Genomic DNA, 13,424 nt, shown 5'->3' with positions numbered 1-13,424 from the left:
CTCGTTGCCCGCGGAGGCGACGCAGTCGAAGAGGATGACCGGGTTGCCGTTGTTCCACGGCCCGGCACCGGCGACGTTCAGGCAGCGGTTGCTGGTGTAGTTGTAGAGCTGCCCGTCGGCGGTGAGCTGGAACAGCTCGTTGTTCTGGCCGTTGCAGTCGAACAGGATGATCGGCGTGCTGTTCGGCCAGGTCGGGCCGGCGCCCGAGATGTTGAGGCAACGGTCGCTGGCAGGGTTCTTGATCCGACCGACCGGGTGGGGGATCTCGTTGTCGGCGACGAGCTGGAACTTCTCGTTGCCCGCGGAGGCGACGCAGTCCCACAGGACGATCGGTGTGCCGTTGGCCCACGGGCCGGCGCCAAAGACGTTGAGGCAGCGGTTGCTGGCGGGGTTGCGCAGCTGGCCGTCGGCGGTCCACTCGAACTTCTCGTTGCCCGCGGAGGCGACGCAGTCGAAGAGGATGACCGGGTTGCCGTTGTTCCACGGCCCGGCACCGGCGACGTTCAGGCAGCGGTTGCTGGCGGGGTTGCGCAGCAGCCCGTCCGGGGTGAGCTGGAACTTCTCGTTGTTGGCGCCGAGGGTGCAGTCCCAGGCGATGATCTCGGTGTTGTTCGGCCAGGTCGGACCGGCGCCCTTGAGGTTGAGGCAGCGTCCGCTGGCGGGGTTGAGGATCTCGTACGACCGGCTCGTCTGGGCCGACACCCACGCGGCGAGGTCGTCGACGCGGGTGGCGTAGGCACCGGTGCGGGTCTCACCGGCGGGGGTGTCGAGGCAACCACCCTGCCAGGAACGGGAGATGACGCCGACCAGGGCGGACTTGCCGTTGACCTCGCGGACCACCGGGGCACCGGTGTCGCCCTTGCAGACCGCCGCGCCGCCCGTACCCGTGATGCCCACACCGGTCGCGCTCACGGTGTCGAGGCTGAACGAGCCGGTGTGCGCCCGGGGCGGCACCCACTCGGTCTTGGTGCGCCCGAACCCGGTCACCGTCAGCGACTGACCGGCGACCGGCGCCGAGGTGCCGACCGTCAGCGGCGTGACGCCCTGGACGGGCGTGGCCAGGCGGGCCATCACCAGGTCGCGGCCCTGACCCGGCACCAGCTCGACGACCTGGGTCGACGTCGCGCCGACCGTGGCGGTGGTCTTCCACTTCGGCGCGCCGGCGGCCAGCGCCTGCGGCTGCGCCGGGTCGTCGGAGAAGCAGGACGCGGCGCTGATCACCCAGAGCTGATCGACCAGCGCGCCGGTGCAGCCGCGCAGGCTGTCACCGATCACCAGGCGCGCGGTGGTGGCGGAGGCGCCGGCCGCGGCCGCGTCGCCGACCACGGCACCCGCCGGGGCCGTGCCGAGGGTGGACAGCGCACCGGCGGCGAGAACGGCAGTCAGCACACCTGCCCGTCGGGAACGAGACCGGGACTTGCGGGACATGGGACTTCCTATCGTGGATCCACCGGAGCTGCGGGAGGGGTCGGAGGCACGTCGACGCGCCCCCGCGAGGAAACGGGCCTGCGGTGGAGCCTTCGTGGCCCCTTCCGGTGGCGCGGAGCCGGCGGTCGAGACGGTGTCGGCCGAGGCGGTGAGGGCGGCTCCCAAGCCGGTGACGGCGATGGCCCTGCCCCCTGCGATGGGCCAGCGATGTTCTTCTGTGCGCATTTCCTTTTCCTGGGTAAGTTTGCATCAAAGGCGGTGCAAACCAGGACAGTCCGTGGTTGATCGATATGAATTGACTTGATATCGAAGTCGGTTCGACCTCGACTCGGTTTGCCCAAGCCCTCCATTTCTGAGTGTCAGTCATGCATGGCGGCGCAGACTCTACATGACGCCATGAAGGTTCTGTAGGTCGTTTATGAGTCGCACATACCAGCAGACGGGCGGCACCTGAGCCGATCGGCAATTGGGGGGTCGAAGCGGTGAACAACGAACTACCGAAGGCAAACGACAAGGGGTATGCGCCTTGCCGCCCCGCGACGAATCTCGCGACACTCACCGACCTCGGCGAGACCATCGCGTGACGCCCGTGCAGCGGGGGGGGTGATGCGGTGTTCGGACGGACCCTCGCCGCATACCGCGGCGGCTTCGGGATCGCCCCGGAGCGGATCCCGGGCCTGCCGGGCCGAGGGGCGGCGCGCCCCGGGTTGCCGGTGCCGGTGCACCGGCCGGAAACCCCGGTGCCTTCGGGGTAGAGCGCCGGTAGCCTTCGGGCTGCTGACCGTAGGTCGGGACCGAAGGGCGCCATGAACGACACCTCCGAGCTGGACCGCCCCGTCGGCGACCACGCCGTCCGCGAACTGGCCGACGCCGTCCAGCCCTTTCGACGACCGCCTCGCGGCGCAGCTGCTCGCCCAGCGAATCGTCCTCCTCGGCACCCAGGTCGACGACGTGTCGGCGAACCGGGTGTGCGCACAGCTGTTGCTGCTGTCGGCGGAGGACCCGCGCTCCGACATCGGCCTGTACATCAACAGCCCCGGCGGGTCGGTCAGCGCGGGGCTCGCCGTCTACGACACCATGCGGCTCATCCCGAACGACGTCTCCACGCTGGCGATGGGGTTCGCCGCCAGCATGGGCCAGTTCCTGCTCACCGTGGGCTCGCCCGGCAAGCGGTTCGCGCTGCCGAACGCGCGGATTTCGGCTGAACTCGCGGCGGGTACGGCGGCGGGCGTGCGCACCGGCGCCGTACTTCAGCGGAGGTCAGGCCACCAGGCGGAGCCCGCCGTACCGGCGGCTGCGGGGCCGCCGCCCGGCGGTGCGGCTCCGACCGGATGCCGTGAACCGGCGGACAGCGGCCCGAAGCGTTCGTATCCTCTCCCCCATGAGACCCTTCCGAACGAAGAGGATCACCACAACTCTCGCCCTGTTCTTAGGGGTTGGGCTTGCGATGCTGACGTCTCCGGCGTCCGCCGAGGCGGCCTGGGACAGCTACTCCATCGACCGGCAGACCGTCCGTCCCGGTGAGACCTTCACCATCACGATGACCCTGACCAACACCGAGACCACGGACATCGTGTTCTCCTACGAGTACATCGAGCCCAACTGGCCGATGAACGTGACACCGGGCATCGTCGAGGCCGTCGGCTGTGGCGGCGATGTCACCGACTGCTCCGTCTCGGGCAAGACCGCCGTGTTCCACCCCCGGGTCCCGATCGCGCCCGGTGACAGCCGGTCCGTGACGTTCACCGCGCGGGCCCTCCCGCCGCCGGTTCCCGGCTCGGGTCCGATGCGGCTCTCCTGGTCCCCGTACATGTACTACGAGTACGACTACACGCCCGGCGGCCCGCTCCACTCCCGTATCCACCAGGCCTGGGTGCCCCAGCTCACCGTCGAGACCGACTACTCCTGACCCCTCCGGGCGCACCGGCACCCGCGAAAGCGACAGTGCGGACAGCGACACCGACGGCAGCCGCATGAGGAGAGGGGTCTGTGGCGTGCGGTGACGAGGGGGCCATGGGGCTGGGCCCGTCGGACGGTGTGGTGCCGATGGGCGAGTGCTGCGAGGTGTCCGATAACAAGGGCTGCTACAGCGACGGCACAGTCCCTCGGGGACGTCAGGGCCGGGTCGCCGCCCGCAGTCGGCTCCAGCACGTCGGCGACGGGATGCCGGCGACGGGATGCCGGCGACGGGATGCCGGGGAGGCGGGAGCACAGCTCCCGAGCCGGGCGGTTCGAGTCTGCCGTCGCCCGGGGCGGGTGCGAGGCCGGCGGCGACTGTGGGGCACCCGGCATTCGGCCCATCGGGCCCGCCCTCCAAGGGCGACGCCTGCCCGTCCCGGCCACGGCACCAGCCTGAAATGGATATGCACATGGTATGAGAATCACCTGCCGCGCCGCCCTCGGCGTCCCGTTGATGGCCGCTGCCGCCCTGGTCCTGCCCGTCGGCCCGGCCGCCGCGGCCACCGGAAACCTCTACCTCAACAACGCGGAGGTCTACACGGACCCCTCCGGCTGCTACCCCCTGGAGGACTCCAGCATCGTCGACAACAACACCGACACGGCCGTGACCCTCTACTCGGGGCCGGACTGCGACGGAGAGGAGCTCGGCCGTATCAGCGCCGGTGACGACGAGAGCGCCACCGGCGCCCGGAGCGTCTACGTCCCCTGACTCCCCCGCCCCCGTGGCCGCCCGCCGGCCGCCGGCCGGGCCGGCGGCCGGGGGGTCACGGGTTCAGAGCTGCTGCAGGGTGAAGGCCGTTGCCCGGTAGGAGTACTGGGCCACGATGGAGTTGGCGTTGGCGGCCTCCGCGACCGCGAGCCAGTTGCCGGAGTGCTGCAGTTTGAGGACGAAGGCACCGGAGGACGGGTCCACGACCTTCCAGAACTTCTGGTTGGGGCCGATGTAGCCCGAGCAGTCGAACACGCTGATCCAGGAGGCGTCCACGCTCCCGCTGTCGTAGCTGCCGATGCAGTCGCCGTTCTGCCGGTTGCGCAGCACGTAGGCGCCGGTGTCCTCGGGGTCGCCCGGCCACCGGCACAGGCCCCACTGCTGGTTGCGCTGGCCGTTCCAGGGGTACTGGATGAGCGCTCCGTCGAAGAAGGTGCCGCCCTGGCTCATGTCGAGGACCTGCCCGGCCGGGGTGTTGATCCGGTAGTACCCCGAGCAGCTCCAGCCGTGCCAGTCGGACGAGTCGAACGTCGGCGGGGTGTCGGCGGACGCGGGAGCGGCGAGCAGTGTGGCACCGGCCAGCGCGGCCAGGATGCCGGCGCCGAGCGTGCGCAGGGCGCCCGTCGTCCGGCGCCGCAGCGGGTTCGTCATGGGTTCCTCCGTCGTGGTGTGGGTGGGCGGGTCAGCAGGAGAGGCGGATCTGGGCGGTGCGGCGCAGGGTGCCGGCCGGTTCGGTCTGGGCGCAGTTGACGCTGCCGATCTCCGGCAGCTCGTAGGTGGTGAAGCTCCCCCCGCCGCCGTCCGGGAAGGCGTTGATCCACACGCCGGTGGTCGGGCCGGTCTGGGCGCAGACGAACTTGGCGTACTCGCCCTGGACCCGGCGGGTGCCGCGGTAGAGGCCGTAGTAGCCGGGCTGGTTGAGGTTCCAGGTGGTCGAGACGGTGGTGCTGGTGGTGGTCGAGGTGGTCTTCTGGACGGAGAAGCCGACCTTGGCCTCGATCTTGACGAAGAGCACGTTCGCCGAGGCGCTGATCTCGGTGCTGCGGTTGACGACGGTGGTGACCGAGTCCACCCGGCTCAGGGTCTCGGTGCGCTGGCCGGTGGTTCCCGGGGCGACGTGGACGGCGAGGAAGTCGGTGACGACGGGGTCGACCTGGAGGGACGTCACCTCCAGCCAGGTCTGGTCCACGGCGGGGTTGCAGTTCGTCGTCGGCGGGCGGGTGCCGGCGTGGGCGGTGCCGACCCCGATGCCCCCGATCTCCAGCAGGGTCATGATGATCGTGGCGGCGGCCGCGGCCGCGGCCGTCCGTCGGCGGGGCCGGTGGACGAGGGTCATCTGTTCTCCTCCGTGCTCTGGTGGATGGGCCGCGCCCCCGCGGCCGGAACCGTGCCGGTGCCGGTGCGGGTGCTGGTGCGGGTGCGGGCGGTGGGGCGGTCCGTCGTGGGGGATGCCGTCCGACCCGGTGACGATCCTGCGCAAGGCCGTCATGAATTCCTCACGACCCCATCACGCCACGGGAGGGCGCCCCGGAGCGCGGCGCCGCGTCCAGGGCGCCATGGACACGCCGCCGCGCCCGGGCGAGGATGGCCCTGCCGCACCCGTCACGGGGGCTCGGGGCGCAGGACGACGCACAACACCGTTCGATCGCCGGAGGCCACGGGGTGGAGTTCAGGATCCTGGGAGCACTGGAGGTGCGGGCCCGGGACTCCGGCCCGCTGGCCGTCGGCGGCCGGCTCCAACAGGCGCTCCTGGCCGTGCTGGTGGCCCACGTCGGCCGGACGGTGTCCGTGCCCCGGATCGTCGACGCGGTGTGGGACGAGTGCCCGCCCGCCACCGCCGACCGCCAGGTCCGGAACATGGTCGGGCTGCTGCGCCGCGCGCTCTCGCCCGGCCCGCGGCGCCCTTCACCGATCCGTACCGACGGGCCGGGCTACCTCCTCGCCGCGGACGGGGTCCGCGTCGACGCGCGGGAGTTCACCGCCCGGGTCGACGCCGCCGCCCGTGCGGGCGCCGACGGCGCGCCCCTGCTGCGCGAGGCCCTGGACCTGTGGCGCGGCCCGGCCCTGGACGGCCTGCCGGGCCGCGCCCTCGCCACCATCGCCGCGGGCCTGGAGGAGCAGCGGATGGCCGCCCTGGAGCGGCTCTTCGAGCTGGAACTGGCGGCCGGCCGGCACGAGCGGATCGTCCCGGAGCTCATCGGCCTGGTCGGGGCCACTCCCCTGCGCGACGGCCTGGTGCGGCACCTGCTGACGGCCCTGCTCCGCAGCGGGCGCCGGGCGGAGGGCCTGGCCGCGTACCGGCGGTACGCGGCCGACCTCGCGCGGGAGCTGGGCCTCGACCCGTCGCCCGAACTCCGCTGCCTCCAGCAGGAGTTGCTGGGCTCCGGCGCGCCGGGACCGACCCCGCCCCGCGAGCCCGCTGCATCGAGGCGGCCGGCCGCCTCGGTGCAGCGGCCCCTGCCGCGGCCCGCCCAACTCCCCTGGGAGTCACCGGCTTTCGTCGGCCGCGAGGCGCAGCTTCGCGCCCTCGGACGCCACCTGGTCGGCCCCGGGGGGCCGGGCGGCCGTGCCCCGGCCCCCGGGGCCATCGCGCTCGTCACCGGTGCCCCCGGGGCCGGCAAGTCGGCCCTGGCACTGCGCTGGGCCCACCGCACCCGGGACCGCTTCCCCGACGGCCAGCTCTTCACCGACCTGCACGGCTGGTCGTCCACCGGCCCGCAGCACCCCCACGCCGTCCTGGGCTCCTTCCTGCGCGCCCTGGGCGTGCCGGCCGAGGACGTCCCCGCCCGGCTCGACGAGACGGCGGCGCTCTACCGGTCCACGCTGGCCGGCCGGCGGGTCCTGATCGTCCTGGACAACGCCCTGGACGCCGCGCAGGTCCGTCCGCTGCTGCCCGGCGCCGGGGGCTGCGCGGTCCTCGTGACCAGCCGTGAGCGGCTCACCGGCCTCGTCGTACGGGAGGGCGCCCAGCGGATCGAGCTGGCGGAGTTCAGCCCGGACGAGGGCCGCGCCCTGGTGCGCCGGGTGCTCGGGGCCGAACGCGTCGAGGCCCGGGAGCAGGCCGTCGCCCGGCTGCTCGACGCCTGCGGCCACCTCCCGCTGGCCGTCGCGCTCGCCGCCGCCCGGCTGCGCGACCGCCCGCACCACGACCTCACGGACTTCGCCGCCGAACTCGCCGGCAACCGGCTCGACGTCCTCAGCGCGGACGGCGACGACCGGTCCGCCTGCCTGCGCACGGCCTTCTCCTTCTCCTACCGCGCGCTCGACGGGCCCGCCCGGCGCCTGCTGGGGCTGCTCGCGACGAGCCCCGCCGTCGACCTGTCGGCGCCGGTCGCCGAGGTGCTCGGCGGCCTGGAGCGCGGGAGCGGCGCGCGGGTCCTGCGCCGGCTGGCCGACGTCCACCTCCTCACCGAGCACCGCGCCGACACCTACCGCTTCCACGACCTGCTGCGCCTGTTCGCCGCCGAGCAGGGTACGCGGCAGGAGAGCCGACGCTCCCGCCGCCTCTGCCTGGAGCGCTGGTACGCGTGGTGCCTCCACCACGCCTGTGCCGCCACCCGGACACTGGTGCCGGGGCGGCCCCACGTGGCGCTGCCACCGCCGCCCCGGGACCTGGAGACCACCGCCTTCGCCGACCCCGCCCAGGCGCTGCGGTGGTGCGACGAGCAGCGGGCCAACCTCCTGGCCACCGCCGCCCACGCCTTCGGGCACGAGGACGACGACGTCGCCTGGAAGCTCCCCTCACTGCTGTGGCCCTACCTGCACCGGACCGGGCCGCACGCGGAACGCCTGGCCGTGAGCCGGACCGCGGTGGCCGCGGCCCGCCGGCTCGACGATCCGCTCGCCCTGGGCCTGAGCCTGAACGACCAGGGGCACGCCTGGGGCTCCGCGGGCGATCTGCCGCAGGCCCGCCGGCACTACGAGCAGGCCCTGGAGCTCGTCCGCGCGGCCGGCGACCGGGCCGTCGAGGCACTGGTGCTGACCAGCCTGGGGGTCTCGCACTTCAACTGCGCGGACTACGCCGGGGCGGCCGACCACTTCGAACGCGCCCTGCGCCTGCTGGCCGCGGACGGTCCGGGCGCCGCCCGGTGGACGGTCCTGCTGTGCGAGACCAACCTCGCCAGCAGCCTCCTGATGCTCGGCCGTGCCGAGGAGGCGCAGGCCCTGGCCGAGCGGCTGCTCGCACCGGAGATCCGCCGGCTCGGCGGCGTCCCGGAGTGCAGCCTCCTGAACGTCGTCGGCATGGCCCGCTATGCCGCCGGCCGCCCCGAGGAGGCGCTGGTCCACCTGGAGCGCTCGCTGGCCGTCGGCCGGACCATCACCGGATACGCCGACCAGCGCGCCAACTCCCTGACCGCCCTGGCCGCCGCCCAGCAGGCGCTCGGCCGCGGCGCCGACGCCCTGCGCTCCTGGGAGGAGGCCCTCGCCATCTACCGCGAGCTGCCCGCCCACTACCGCGACGCGGCGGTCGGCCTGCTGACCTCCCTCGGCTTCACCCCGCCGACACCGCCGTCCCCGGGGCACGAGCACGCCGCTCGCCGCCCGGCCCCGGTCCCGGACTCGGCAGCCGGCCTGGGCGGCGCGGACGGCGACGGCACCGCCGACTCCGCGCAGCCGTGACCGGCGTCGGGACCTGTCGGGAGGCCTTGCCGGGAGATGTCGGTGCCGCGTGCCGCCGGTGGAGGCGACCGGCGTCAGGACGCGGCCGCGCGCGCCGCCTCGAGTTCGGCCACCAGCCGTTTGACCCGCTTGTTGGTCCGGCCCGAGCTGTGGCCCGCCAGCATGTACAGCGGGTCCGTCCCGCCGGAGGCCAGCACCAGCTCCGGGACATCGGACGAGTAGACCCTGCCCTCCAGGACGGCCACCCGCACCTCCCGGATGTCCGCCCACGCATAGGAGCGCGCTCCGAGCAGCCCGGAGTACTTCACCCCGGCCGGCCCGTAGGAGACGCCGAACACCGGCGCGCGGAACGTCAACACCGCACCCGGGACACCGAGGATCAGGACCGGGACCAGGGGTCCCAGCCCGCGCGCGGCCCCCGTCGTCACCAGGCCCGTCGCCACCACCACGGCGATCAGCAGGCACGCGCTGCCCAGCAGGAAGTAGGTGAGCGACCAGGCCGTACGCCTCGTCCGCTTCCGCATGCCCGCGCCCCTTTCCGCTGTCCGCGGCGCGCGGCGCCGTCCGGGGTTCGGGGCTGCCGCCACCGCCCGTACGCAAGCATACGAACGTGTGGCCGCGCCGCCGAGGGCAGGGCATCAGCGCGCTCCCTGACCCCTCGTCGTCCTGCTCCGGCCCTCCCCCGGCACCGGCGGGCGCCCGGGCGCGGCGGACTCGACCGGCCCGGCGCTGCCGGAGCGGCGGCGTCAGGCCCGCCCGCCGGGGACGGGGGCGAGGCGGCCGAGCATCGCGATCACGGTGATCCGCGTCCTGCTGTCGTTCGTCGCCGCGCAGTGGGCGTCGACGCCCCGCTCGTCCGGTGCCTCGTTCGGCTCGGCCAGGCCCAGCCGGATCAGGTCGACGGTGTACTCGTGGCACCGGGAGTAGTCGGCTGCGGCGCTCACCGCTTCGGCATGGTCGATGCGGCCGGGATCCGCGGCGCGCAGCAGCGCCGGGGTGGGCGGCGGGCCCAGCGTCTCCCCGATCCACCCCGAGACGGCCTCCCGGGGGCAGCCGCGCTCCAGCTTCGAGGTGGTCGCGGCGGAGAGCGCCAGGTGGATGAGGAGCGTCCCGAACCAGGCGGTGACCTCGGCCGGGGGCGTGTCCGTGCCCGCCGGCGGCATCACGGCCTGGTACAGCGCGGCCGGGTCGTCGGCGTGCGCGGCGGCGACGACCGCCTTCATCGCGCTGTCGAGGGCGGCCCTGTCGATGGTCATGTCAGCGGTTCTCCCCATGGTCGGCGGCCGTCAACGTAGCGCTCCGGCGCGGTGCGTGGCCGGTGAAGGGGCGGATTTTCCCCGGTACGCGTGAGGAGGGGGTCGACCGGATTGACGGCTGTCGGCTGTCGACTGTCACGCGATTCCCCGTGGCCGCGGCTTTGTGGCGGCGTGATTCCCGACCCTGGTGGTCACGAGTCCCCCGGGGAGACGGTGACCGGCACCAGGCGCACGCGGTGGCGGCACCCGTGGCTGTGGGCCGTCGCCTTCGTCCTGCCCGTCGTGCCGTTGGCGGCGCGGCCCTCGGGCCCGGGTCGGGACGCCCTTCGGCGTACGGGCCGTCAGACGACCGCCGACGGGTGCGCGATGGCGGAGGCCGGGACGCGGTGGGCCCGGTCAGCGCGCCCGGCCGGCTGCCGCCTGGGCCCGGAGGGCGTCGACGGCGAGGCGGGCGGCGGTGCCGATGGCGGCGTCGGCGGCGGGCAGGGTGATGGTGGTGGCGGCGGCGCGGGTGAAGACGGCGAGGGCGTAGCGGCCGCCGTCGGGGTATTCGACGACGCCGACCTCGTGGCGCAGCGTGGGGAGGGTGCCGGTCTTGCCGTGGACGCGGACGTCGTCGTAGGGGAAGCCGGAGGCCAGGCGGTGGGGCCAGACCTGGAGGCCGAGGAGGCGTCGCAGGGCGGCGCCGTGGTCGCCGGGGCAGGCGTCGCCGTGCCAGAGGGCGGCGAGCAGGGTGGTCATGTCGCGGGGGGTGCTGTGGTTGGTGAAGGCGGGGTCGAGGACTCTGAGGCGGGCGACGACGGCGGGGTCGACCGGGGAGTCGGGGCCGGTGTCCTCGGCGAGGGCGGCGATGAGGTCGCGGAGCTTGTGGACGGCGACGGTGCGGGTGAGGCCGAGGTCGGCCATGGTGCGGTTGACGGTGTCGAGGCCGATCCGGTCCCACAGGGTGTCGGCGGCGGTGTTGTCGCTGACGGCGGCGGTGAGGTAGGCGAGGTCGCGCAGGGAGAGGCGGGCGTCGTCGAGCATGGCGCCGAGGCCGGTGGACCCGGGGGTGCGGCCGGCGGCGGGGACGTCGACCTGCCGGGTGAGGTCGACGCGTCCGGCGGCGGCCTCGCGGTAGAGCGTCACGAGCAGGCAGAGCTTGTGGACGCTGGCGGTGGAGACGGCGGTGTCGGCGCCGAGGCCGATCTCGGCGCCGGTGTCGAGGTCGCGTGCGTGGAGTCGGCCGGTGACGCCGGCGTCGGCGAAGGCCGCGGCGATGCGGGTGCGCGCGGCGCGGCCGTGCGGGGTCCGGTCGGCGGCCGCGGTCCGGTCGGCGGCCGGGCGGTCAGGAGCCGGGCGGTCGGCTGTGGTGCGGTCGCTGGTCACAGCGGGAACTCCATTGCGGGCCGGGGGTAGAGCGGGGGGCGGTGGGGCGGCTGGGGCAGCAGGCCGCCGGGTCCGGTCAGCGCCTCGTGGGCGGCCTGGGCGAACAGCCGGACGGCGGGCCCGCCCCGCCCGGTCGGCCAGGCCGTGGAGGTCCGCCAGGCCAGCGGGGTGCCGGTGAGCGGACGCCAGACTGTACCCGGTGGGGGTGTGGTGCGCGGCACCAGGGCGATGGCGCTGCCGGTGAGCACGAGCGCCCCCGCGACGTCCGGTCCCGGCGGGTCGACGACGGCCTCGGGAGTGCAGCCGTGCCTGGTCAGCGTGGTGAGGACCTCGTCGTACAGGGCCGGGGCGGTGGCGCGCGGGAAGAGGACCAGGCGCAGGCCGGTCAGGTCGGCCACCGCGAGCTCCGGGCGGTCGGCGTGCGGGCCGCCGGCGGCGAGCAGGGCGCCGAGCGGCTGGTGCAGGACGGGGCCGAAGGCCAGTCCGTCGGCCGGGCAGGGGTGGCGGACGACGGCGACGTCGACGGTGTGCTGGGCGAGTTCGCGCACCACGGCCGCGACGGGCAGTTCCCGCAGTTCGAGCCGGGTGCCCGGGGAGGCGGTCTCGAAGCCGGTGAGCAGCGCGGCGAGGGTGGCCGGCCCGAGTTCGGGCGGGACGGCCGCGCGCAGGGTGCCGGCCCGTCCGCTGCGCAGGTCGGCGGCGGTGGCGAGGAGGCGGGCGGCGCTGTCCAGGGTCTCCTCGGCCTCGGCGAGCAGCAGCCGGCCCGCCGGGGTGAGGTCGACGCCGCGCGGGCCGCGGTCGAACAGGGTCACGCCGAGTTCGCGTTCGAGGCGCTGGATCCGCTGGGAGAGCGAGGGCTGGGCGATCCGCAGGCGCTCGGCGGCGCGGCCGAAGTGCCGTTCCTCGGCGACGGCGCGGAAGTGGCGGAGGTGCCCCAGCAGGTCCATGGCCAGCAATCATAGGTGTTTTCTTATCGCTCACTTCACGATTGCGGTCTTGGACTGGGAGGTCCGTGGCCTGTTTAGCTGAGCGTGATCGCGCGGATCGCGGCGGTGTGGACCACCGCCGCGGGGCGCGACCGTGATGACACGAACCACCTGGGGAGACCACTGATGACGCCCTACCTCCGCCGTACCGGCACCCGTACCCGTACCCGCATCGCGCTGCCCGCGGTGGCCCTGCTCGTGGCCGCGCTGGTCGGCGGGTGCGGCCCGTCGGGTAGCACCTCGACGGCGGAGGCCTCCGGCGCGACTGCGACGGCGGCGACGGCGGGCGCGGGGGCGGCCTCCGCCGCTGCGGCGGACGCGGCCTTCGCGGAACTCGAGCAGCGGTTCGGCGCCCGGCTCGGCGTGTACGCGGTGGACACCGGCAGCGGCCGGGAGGTCGTCCACCGGACCGACGAGCGGTTCGCGTTCGCGTCCACGATCAAGTCGCTCGCCGCCGGGGCCCTGCTGCGCAAGGCCTCCGACGCGGACCTGGACAAGGTCGTCCCCTACCGCCAGGAGGACGTGCTGGCGTGGGCACCGATCACCTCGCAGCACGTGGCGACCGGCATGAAGCTGCGTGACCTGGCCGCCGCCTCCATCCAGTACAGCGACAACACCGCGGCCAACCTCGTCTTCGCCGAACTCGGCGGCCCGGCGGCCGTCCAGCAGTCCCTGCGCGACCTGGGCGACTCGACCACCAGCGTCGACCGCACCGAACCCACCCTCAACGAGGCGACCCCGGGCGACACCCGCGACACCAGCACGCCGCGCGTCCTCGCCGCCGACCTGCGCCGCTACGTGCTCGGCGACGTCCTCCCGGAAGGCCGGCGCGGGCTGCTGACGGACTGGCTGGTCGGCAACACGACCGGCGGCCCGTACATCCGCGCGGGGGTGCCCGCCGACTGGCGGATCGGCGACAAGACCGGCAACGCGGGCTACGGCACCCGCAACGACGTCGCCGTGGCGTGGCCGTCGGGCGGGCGCGCCCCGATCGTGATCGTCGTCCTGACCGACCGCGGCAAGGCGGACGCCACCTCCGACGACGCCCTGATCGCCCAGGCGACGAAGACGGTCGTCAGCGCCCTCGGCTGACGTCCG

General features: G+C 74.2%; 11 protein-coding genes and 1 pseudogene. 5 read left to right on the top strand and 7 right to left on the bottom strand.

Annotated features, from left to right (window positions below):
* A partial coding sequence (locus ACFVXH_RS08440) for a ricin-type beta-trefoil lectin domain protein (RefSeq protein ID WP_387821569.1) occupies nucleotides 1-1,389 on the bottom strand: 1,389 nt, incomplete at its 3' end.
* Nucleotides 1,390-2,295: 906 nt separating this feature from the next.
* Here ACFVXH_RS08440 and ACFVXH_RS08435 point away from each other — a divergent pair.
* From ACFVXH_RS08435 to ACFVXH_RS08425, 3 genes and pseudogenes are all read left to right on the top strand, one after another.
* A pseudogene (locus ACFVXH_RS08435) lies at nucleotides 2,296-2,629 on the top strand (ATP-dependent Clp protease proteolytic subunit); the annotation flags it as partial.
* A 246-nt stretch (nucleotides 2,630-2,875) separates the two neighbouring features.
* Complete coding sequence (locus ACFVXH_RS08430; protein WP_117484856.1) at nucleotides 2,876-3,337, top strand: hypothetical protein; 462 nt, start codon at nucleotides 2,876-2,878, stop codon at nucleotides 3,335-3,337.
* A 465-nt stretch (nucleotides 3,338-3,802) separates the two neighbouring features.
* A complete protein-coding gene (locus tag ACFVXH_RS08425; protein ID WP_387821566.1) occupies nucleotides 3,803-4,096 on the top strand; it encodes a hypothetical protein in 294 nt (97 codons plus the stop codon).
* Between the two features lie 63 nt (nucleotides 4,097-4,159).
* On the opposite strand, the gene ACFVXH_RS08420 is transcribed toward ACFVXH_RS08425, so the two are convergent.
* A complete protein-coding gene (locus ACFVXH_RS08420) occupies nucleotides 4,160-4,747 on the bottom strand; it encodes an RICIN domain-containing protein (RefSeq protein ID WP_387821563.1) in 588 nt (195 codons plus the stop codon).
* 31 nt (nucleotides 4,748-4,778) lie between these two features.
* Nucleotides 4,779-5,432, bottom strand: coding sequence for a hypothetical protein (locus ACFVXH_RS08415; protein ID WP_387821560.1), 654 nt, complete (start codon nucleotides 5,430-5,432; stop codon nucleotides 4,779-4,781).
* A gap of 326 nt (nucleotides 5,433-5,758) precedes the next feature.
* Between ACFVXH_RS08415 and ACFVXH_RS08410 the strand changes: the two genes are divergently transcribed.
* Nucleotides 5,759-8,716: a BTAD domain-containing putative transcriptional regulator gene (locus tag ACFVXH_RS08410; RefSeq protein ID WP_387821557.1), complete on the top strand. Its 2,958-nt coding sequence runs from the start codon at nucleotides 5,759-5,761 to the stop codon at nucleotides 8,714-8,716.
* Nucleotides 8,717-8,790: 74 nt separating this feature from the next.
* Here the strand turns inward: ACFVXH_RS08410 and ACFVXH_RS08405 are convergent, their stop codons facing one another.
* The 4 genes from ACFVXH_RS08405 to ACFVXH_RS08390 all read right to left on the bottom strand — a co-directional run bounded on the left by ACFVXH_RS08405 (nucleotide 8,791) and on the right by ACFVXH_RS08390 (nucleotide 12,287).
* Nucleotides 8,791-9,240 carry a hypothetical protein gene (locus ACFVXH_RS08405; protein ID WP_387821554.1) on the bottom strand — a complete coding sequence of 150 codons (450 nt, stop codon included), beginning with the start codon at nucleotides 9,238-9,240 and terminating at the stop codon, nucleotides 8,791-8,793.
* A 222-nt stretch (nucleotides 9,241-9,462) separates the two neighbouring features.
* Nucleotides 9,463-9,972 (bottom strand): hypothetical protein, encoded by a 510-nt coding sequence (locus ACFVXH_RS08400; protein ID WP_049649255.1) that lies wholly within the window; start codon nucleotides 9,970-9,972, stop codon nucleotides 9,463-9,465.
* Between the two features lie 396 nt (nucleotides 9,973-10,368).
* Complete coding sequence (locus tag ACFVXH_RS08395) at nucleotides 10,369-11,232, bottom strand: serine hydrolase (protein WP_375876142.1); 864 nt, start codon at nucleotides 11,230-11,232, stop codon at nucleotides 10,369-10,371.
* Nucleotides 11,233-11,336: 104 nt separating this feature from the next.
* Nucleotides 11,337-12,287 carry a LysR family transcriptional regulator gene (locus ACFVXH_RS08390; RefSeq protein ID WP_375876100.1) on the bottom strand — a complete coding sequence of 317 codons (951 nt, stop codon included), beginning with the start codon at nucleotides 12,285-12,287 and terminating at the stop codon, nucleotides 11,337-11,339.
* A gap of 165 nt (nucleotides 12,288-12,452) precedes the next feature.
* Here ACFVXH_RS08390 and bla point away from each other — a divergent pair, with 165 nt between their 5' ends.
* Complete coding sequence (gene bla, locus ACFVXH_RS08385; RefSeq protein WP_387821550.1) at nucleotides 12,453-13,418, top strand: class A beta-lactamase; 966 nt, start codon at nucleotides 12,453-12,455, stop codon at nucleotides 13,416-13,418.
* The last annotated feature ends 6 nt before the right edge of the window (nucleotides 13,419-13,424 follow it).

Origin of the sequence: Kitasatospora sp. NPDC058184, from assembly GCF_042883725.1 — a bacterium.
Classification (GTDB): domain Bacteria; phylum Actinomycetota; class Actinomycetes; order Streptomycetales; family Streptomycetaceae; genus Kitasatospora.
Note: the sequence above shows the minus strand (reverse complement) of the source record. Positions and strands in the feature narration are given on the sequence as shown.

What these genes read in the sequence shown, in the direction of transcription:
- ACFVXH_RS08430 (WP_117484856.1), top strand. Translation starts at nt 2,876, where the DNA reads ATGCTGACGTCTCCGGCGTCCGCCGAGGCGGCCTGGGACAGCTACTCC.
- ACFVXH_RS08425 (WP_387821566.1), top strand. Translation starts at nt 3,803, where the DNA reads ATGAGAATCACCTGCCGCGCCGCCCTCGGCGTCCCGTTGATGGCCGCT.
- ACFVXH_RS08420 (WP_387821563.1), bottom strand. Translation starts at nt 4,747, where the DNA reads ATGACGAACCCGCTGCGGCGCCGGACGACGGGCGCCCTGCGCACGCTC.
- ACFVXH_RS08415 (WP_387821560.1), bottom strand. Translation starts at nt 5,432, where the DNA reads ATGACCCTCGTCCACCGGCCCCGCCGACGGACGGCCGCGGCCGCGGCC.
- ACFVXH_RS08405 (WP_387821554.1), bottom strand. Translation starts at nt 9,240, where the DNA reads ATGCGGAAGCGGACGAGGCGTACGGCCTGGTCGCTCACCTACTTCCTG.
- ACFVXH_RS08400 (WP_049649255.1), bottom strand. Translation starts at nt 9,972, where the DNA reads ATGACCATCGACAGGGCCGCCCTCGACAGCGCGATGAAGGCGGTCGTC.
- ACFVXH_RS08390 (WP_375876100.1), bottom strand. Translation starts at nt 12,287, where the DNA reads ATGGACCTGCTGGGGCACCTCCGCCACTTCCGCGCCGTCGCCGAGGAA.
- bla (WP_387821550.1), top strand. Translation starts at nt 12,453, where the DNA reads ATGACGCCCTACCTCCGCCGTACCGGCACCCGTACCCGTACCCGCATC.